Origin of the sequence: Aquimarina sp. RZ0 (assembly GCF_008370685.1) — a bacterium.
Classification (GTDB): Bacteria; Bacteroidota; Bacteroidia; order Flavobacteriales; family Flavobacteriaceae; genus Aquimarina.
Genome location: NZ_VTZU01000038.1, coordinates 63379 through 69823 on the forward strand (window position 1 = coordinate 63379; position 6445 = coordinate 69823).

The window sequence follows — 6445 nt, forward strand, 5'->3', positions numbered from 1 at the left end:
AGCTTAAATTAATCATACTGCAAATTGATTTTTTCTCGTACTTTGTCTAATAACCGGATTAATTGAAGGCTTTTATCAAAAGTCATAATTGTACTTTCTGTATTGCCTTGTTGTAACATTTCCTGTACGTGTAATGCTTCAAAATTATAGCCATTGGTATGAACAGGGAATTCTAATAGTTCTGATTTTTTATTATGTTCTTGGATGTGTATGGATGATGGTTCATGAAACCGGCTGTTTATAGTGATCGTTCCTTTTTCAAGTTCAATGATTGCCTCTGTCTTGGTTTCTTCTGTAATTGAACTATATAAAGAAGCGCTCATTTCATTTTTATAGGTAAGTTCCATGGTGCAGTTTTCATCAATAGCAGTTTTTCCAAAAGTTGCTTTTGCAGCTATTTCTTCTGGAAACCCTAACAAAGATAAGGCGGCAAAAAGAGGGTAAATACCGACATCTAAAAGGCTTCCACCTCCTAGCTTTTTGTTAAACAATCGTCCTTCAGGATCAAATGTACTAGCAAAACCAAAATCCGCTTTCAGGCTTTTTACTGCCCCTAATTTATTAGATTTTATCAGTTCTAAAACATACTCGTAATGAGGTAAGAAGTAAGTCCATAATGCCTCCATAAGAAATACCTGATTTTCTTTTGAAACGGCTATCATTTCTTTTACCTGATATTCATTCATCGCAAAAGGTTTTTCACATAAAACTGCTTTTTTATGCCCTAAGCACAATAATGTATGATCATAATGAAACACATGAGGAGTAGCAATATATATAACATCTATTAGTGGATCGGTTACAAGATCATTATAATCGCCATAATAAATTGAAGTATTGTATATTTTTGCAAAACGCATAGCTTTTTTTTGATCCCTACTTGCAACTGCATATAGTGAAGCATTGTGAATTGTCATAAGATCTTCTGCAAATTTATGTGCAATTTTACCACAACCCAGAATTCCCCAATTTATACTTTCTTTTTGACTCATAGTTTTTATTTTTTGATGTATTCGTACCAAATTATGTGCTTATTTTTGACAATAGCTAGTATGGTATATACGTAAACTACTGTATGCTATATAGATATGGTTTTTTCATTATTTTTTTTAATATTAACCATAAAATTGTTTAATATTTTAGAATAAACGTAAATCGTTTTTAGCATAGGTGTATATATTAGGATTTTTGATGGTATTTTCTTAAATTATTAAACTGACTTCAAAAACCGATACCATATGGAAATTCAAAACGCTACAAAAAAAATCATAAACAGAGAGCCGGATTCTTTACGACTAAGCCGCATGAAAAATGAACTTTCTTCTCTATTATGTGAGTTACATTCTTACCGTTGTGAACCGTGTACTCCCGATATGCACGAACAATATATGAAACTTGATGATTATGGTCGTGAATTAAAACAAGCAATCGATAAAATTACTGACTCTGTTGTATACTCAAAAATTATTGGCGATGAAATTAACGGAGTAATGAAATCATATAATAAATTCCAGAAAAACCTTACTTCTTATCAGACAGAAGCTATTGTTCATCATTAATTAGTTAGTTTTTTAAAACGCTTTTCTGGGTTTACTCATTATTCTAATTCAGGTGTTAACGGCTTGGGCTTGGTGGGTATGAATGATTGCAGTATTGAGGCAATTCCAACTACAAGTGCACAGCCAAACAGGTTTAACCATAAATAGGGCATCCAATCATAGTACCACCCAAAGGTCACAAAAACCTGTGTAATTAATGCAGCAATAAAAGTTGCATTGCTTTGCACAAATTTAATAAAGAATGCTAGTAAAAAGATGCCTAAGACATTGCCATAAAAAATAGATCCAATGATGTTGACCAGTTCAATAAGGTTTTCGAACAGGCTAGCAAAACAGGCCACAATAATAGCCAGCATTCCCCATAAAAAGGTGAAAAACATAGTTGCCAGTACATAGTGTTTTTCACTCTTTTCTTCAACATTTCGTTTATATAGATCGATTACTGTAGTAGAAGCAAGGGCATTCAGTTCTGAAGCAGTAGATGACATTGCGGCTGATAGAATCACAGCTAATAATAATCCAATCAACCCTTTGGGAAGGTTGTTTAGTATAAAATGGATAAAAACATAATCTTTATCATTCGTTTCTATTTCGGGATTGGCTTTACTGATTAATTCTTTTGCGGCCTCGCGAGTTTTACTTTCTTTAGTATTCAGTTGTTTGATAAAAGCTTTTGCTTCGGATTTTCTGATACTCTTGTCTGTATGGTTTTTTATAAAGTCTTTCTTCTCTTTTTGTATGTCTGCTAATTGATTTTCTAAAACCGTATATTCTTCATGGTATGAAGAGGCGGTAATTGCCTGTTTGGCTGCGGGATTAAAATTTAATGGAGCTTGATTAAACTGATAAAAAACGAATACCATGATACCTACAAGCAGTATGAAAAATTGCATAGGTACTTTTAGTAAACCATTGAATAAAAGTCCCAGTTGGCTTTCTTTTACAGATTTACCAGAGAGATATCGTTGCACCTGGCTTTGATCTGTACCAAAATATGATAAGAATAAAAATGTACCTCCTATAATACCACTCCAAAATGTATACTTATTATGAAGTAAACTTTCTTTTGTAAACGTAAAATCTATAACATTCATTTTTCCACTGGCTCCAGCAATATCCAAAGCTTTAGAAAAGGTAATACCATCTGGGAGGTAGCTTAATATAATAAAAAAAGCAACGAACATACCCAGAAAAATAATTCCCATTTGATATTTCTGTGTTACACTTACAGCTTTTGTACCACCAGATACCGTATAGCATATCACCAGTAAACCAATGATGATGTTGAGAATCGTAAGATTCCATCCCAAAATTGCTGATAAGATTATAGAAGGAGCAAAGATGGTAATACCTGCGGCCAAACCTCGTTGTATTAAAAACAGGGTAGCGGTGAGTGTTCTTGTTTTTAAATCAAACCTGCTTTCGAGATATTCGTAAGCAGTATAGACATTAAGTCTATGGAATAATGGAATAAAAACAATGCATATAATGATCATAGCAATTGGCATTCCTATATAGAATTGGGCAAACCCCATTCCATCATGAAACGCCTGTCCGGGAGTAGAGAGAAATGTAATCGCACTTGCCTGAGTAGCCATAACCGATAAGCCAATAGTCCACCATTTTGCCTGGTTTCCACCTCGGATATAATCTTTTACTGTGGCACTTCCTTTGGTTTTCCAAGCTCCATATAAAACTATAAAGAGTAGCGTGCCACCTAATACAATCCAATCAATAAGTTGCATATCAGTATGATAATGTTAGTTTAATAAGTATATTTATGAAAAGCTACTGGTTATTAGATAAAAGATCAAAATGTAAATAGCATTGGCAATAAGCAAGGCAGTATATATTTTTTTCCATTTAATTTTCTCTGGTAACTTAGTCATAATTATAATCTTGATTCGTAGCTGATTAATTATTTCCCTAAAGACAACATATTAGCAAAAAGGCGATATGCTCCTGATACTCCCGCTGGGAATTCTCTAAAAAAACTTAATCCAGTATATACATAATACCCTTTGCCATATTTAGAAACTAATAAAGCTCCTTTTTTTTCTGTTTCACCTTTATCCTTTGCAGAAATGATAGGTGTGTATTCATCAGACCATTCATTAGGAAAATACAAACCTCGTTCCTGAACCCATCCTTCAAAATCTTTATTGGTAATTTTATTAGGACTATTAAGAATTGGGTGATCCTTGGCTAATAATGTTATGGATGCGTTTTCATCAGTAACCCTATCTCTGGAAAGTTTTATTGGATAGGGGCCAAGATTATCGGTTACCTTCAAGCGATGGCTTGTATTGTATTGTATAATAAGGTTTCCTCCATTTTCTACATAGTTCAGAAGGTATTGTTGCTTAAATTTTAATTCTTCTACTGTATTATACGCTCTGATACCCACAACAATAGCATCAAACGATTTTAAAACTTCTTCAGAAATAGATTCAGGTGGGATTGTCGTTACTTTATACCCTATTTGCTGTAAACTTTCGGGCACAATATCACCAGCTCCTTCAATATATCCTATATTCTGACCTTTTTTTTGTATATCCAACCTTACAACTTTGGCCTGAGAAGGAAGAACTACAGTCTGAAAAGGGACGTGATTATAGTCGATGGTGATAACTTCATTTGTATATTCTTTTTTATTTATAGTAGCTATGGGATGAATATATCCTTCATTTTGATTGTTGGGGGGAGTAACCGTAAAAAATACTATTTCTTCTTCCCCTTTCTGTTTTAAATTGAATGTAGATGTTTTTGGAGTGACTTTCCATCCTGTTGGAATTTCTAAAGATACAGAACCCGATACAATATTATTTCCTGATGTAAGCCTGACCGGGATTTGCTTAGGTGTACCATCGGCAAAAATAATTACCTTATCCGCCAAGCCGACAGATATCTCAGGAATGATCTCAAAAGGTTTATAAACTTCACCTTTTACGGGATCATTAGTTTTATAGACAATATTCTTTTCATAAGAGATTAAAATACCTTCAATTTCGACATCAAAAATTGCCGTAGTTTCCCGTTTAGTCTCTGGCGTACCGATTAATTGTCGATCATCAACCTTATACATTCCGAGTGTACCTTTTTCTTTTAACCAATAAGGACTTGTATATGCTGCATTAGGCGGTGTTTTTCCTGTTAGCTTATATGTTTTCTTTATATTGGGATCTAGATTGATGCTCTTATTTTCAGAAATTCCCAAGCTAGATACCTCAATAGATTTTAAAACAATTGGAGTATTACCTCGATTAATTGCTTCTATATTAATTGTTATATCACTATTAGCAGTAGTATTGGCATCTGTGGTGACAGCTTCTATGTATAAACCCATAGATGCAGCAATAATATTTTTAATCTCCTTAGTTTTAATATTTTTCCAGTGCTGATCGTCTAATTGCTGTATTAGTTGATATGCTTTGACTAATTGAGGTATAGAAGTAGATGGAGCAGAGAAGTCAAAATTATTTTCAACTGTATACAAAATATCTCCAATGGCTTTTCCTCCTTTTATACGATTCCATGAAGTATCGATTCCTTCGAAGATGTTCGTTTTATCCGTTGGTAAATCTCCTTTGATTAACTCAATATATTCTGTTTGTTTTCCGCGTGTACCAGTACTTCCAAACCCTTGTGACTTATGTTGGCTGCGGCTCAAAGAAGCAATTTCTGTATTTGAGAGCCCTATGGTAGGATAGTAAACACCGATATCAAAATTCAAGAAGTTGGATTTATCTGCTTTTTCAAAATTTTCACGGCTGCCATAAAACCACCAGGAAGTATTAAAAAATAATCGTTTAGGTTGCCAGGTATTTACATATTTCAGCTGTTCCGGATATATGTTTTTATCGGCAACCATATCAAAGGCTTCTACGCTTAACATTGCAGAAGAAGTGTGATGACCGTGAGTACTTCCAGGAGTTCTATGATTAAAACGATTAATGATTACATCGGGTTGAAATTTTCGAATAGCCCATATAACATCACTTAGAACTTCTTTTTTATCCCAAATAGCGAGTGTTTCGTCAGGATGTTTAGAATATCCAAAATCATTTGCACGTGTAAACAATTGCTCCCCACCGTCGGTTCGACGAGCAGCAAGTAGCTCTTGTGTTCTTATCACTCCAAGAAGTTCTCTAATTTCCGGACCAATTAGGTTTTGTCCTCCATCTCCTCTGGTAAGTGATAAATAAGCTGTTCTGGCTTTTACCTGATTAGCCATGTATGAAATCAATCTTGTATTTTCATCATCTGGATGTGCAGCTACATATAATACAGATCCTAAAAAGTTTAATTTTTTAATTGCCTCATGAATTTCTGCCGAATTTAATTTTTGAGGTTGTTGCGCTGTATTTACTGATACAGCCGCAAGGGTAAAAATGAATACAAAAAGTAATTTTCGCATAGTATTATATTAATGCTAGTTTTGAGTGAATGCTCAAATATAAAAAGATAAACCCCTCAGTATTTATGTTTAAGGATACTTTAACAAGACTATGTTGATTTGTAAATTAATCCCAGTAAAGAACCTGTAAGTACTGTAATTGCAATCACAGGGTTGGGACCAAAAACGAATACTCCGATGATTAATCCCAAAGCACCACCTAAGGCACTGGCTATAAACCGACCGCTGTTTTCTTTATTTCCTATTACATAAATCATGGCTACAGAAAGTGTCATACGCAATGCAGCGCCTATAACAGTAATATCAACAATACTTTTCCAGAATAATGCTATTATAAATGCCAGTAATACGATTTGTGATTAAAAAATTCGTATAAATTCATTGAATTATTTTTTCTTTATGCAAGGCAAAAAAATCAAGCATAGCTATAGCTACGGTTTATTTTTTAAACGAAGTAGAAAGGAAAAAG

Annotated in this window: 5 protein-coding genes; 1 reads left to right on the forward strand and 4 read right to left on the reverse strand. The window is 33.8% G+C overall.

Annotated elements, in window-relative coordinates; all coding sequences use genetic code 11:
* Positions 1 to 8 precede the first annotated feature (8 nt).
* The gene (locus F0000_RS15350; RefSeq protein WP_188112136.1) at positions 9 to 992 is read right to left on the reverse strand and encodes a Gfo/Idh/MocA family protein; all 984 of its coding nucleotides are present in this window, start codon (positions 990 to 992) and stop codon (positions 9 to 11) included.
* 246 nt (positions 993 to 1238) lie between these two features.
* Here F0000_RS15350 and F0000_RS15355 point away from each other — a divergent pair, with 246 nt between their 5' ends.
* Entirely contained in the window at positions 1239 to 1559 is a 321-nt protein-coding gene (locus F0000_RS15355) for a hypothetical protein (protein ID WP_149625610.1), read from the forward strand.
* A gap of 38 nt (positions 1560 to 1597) precedes the next feature.
* On the opposite strand, the gene F0000_RS15360 is transcribed toward F0000_RS15355, so the two are convergent.
* The 3 genes from F0000_RS15360 to F0000_RS27790 form a co-directional block, all read right to left on the reverse strand.
* The gene (locus tag F0000_RS15360; protein ID WP_149625611.1) at positions 1598 to 3304 is read right to left on the reverse strand and encodes a sodium:solute symporter; all 1707 of its coding nucleotides are present in this window, start codon (positions 3302 to 3304) and stop codon (positions 1598 to 1600) included.
* A 173-nt stretch (positions 3305 to 3477) separates the two neighbouring features.
* Entirely contained in the window at positions 3478 to 5976 is a 2499-nt protein-coding gene (locus F0000_RS15365) for a PIG-L family deacetylase (protein ID WP_149625612.1), read from the reverse strand.
* Between the two features lie 89 nt (positions 5977 to 6065).
* Complete coding sequence (locus tag F0000_RS27790) at positions 6066 to 6233, reverse strand: hypothetical protein (protein ID WP_188112137.1); 168 nt, start codon at positions 6231 to 6233, stop codon at positions 6066 to 6068.
* Between the last annotated feature and the right edge of the window lie 212 nt (positions 6234 to 6445).

Bases quoted from the DNA above. Each gene is read 5' to 3' on its own strand.
- F0000_RS15350 (WP_188112136.1), bottom strand. From the start codon at position 992: ATGAGTCAAAAAGAAAGTATAAATTGGGGAATTCTGGGTTGTGGTAAA.
- F0000_RS15365 (WP_149625612.1), bottom strand. From the start codon at position 5,976: ATGCGAAAATTACTTTTTGTATTCATTTTTACCCTTGCGGCTGTATCA.
- F0000_RS15355 (WP_149625610.1), top strand. From the start codon at position 1,239: ATGGAAATTCAAAACGCTACAAAAAAAATCATAAACAGAGAGCCGGAT.
- F0000_RS27790 (WP_188112137.1), bottom strand. From the start codon at position 6,233: ATGATTTATGTAATAGGAAATAAAGAAAACAGCGGTCGGTTTATAGCC.
- F0000_RS15360 (WP_149625611.1), bottom strand. From the start codon at position 3,304: ATGCAACTTATTGATTGGATTGTATTAGGTGGCACGCTACTCTTTATA.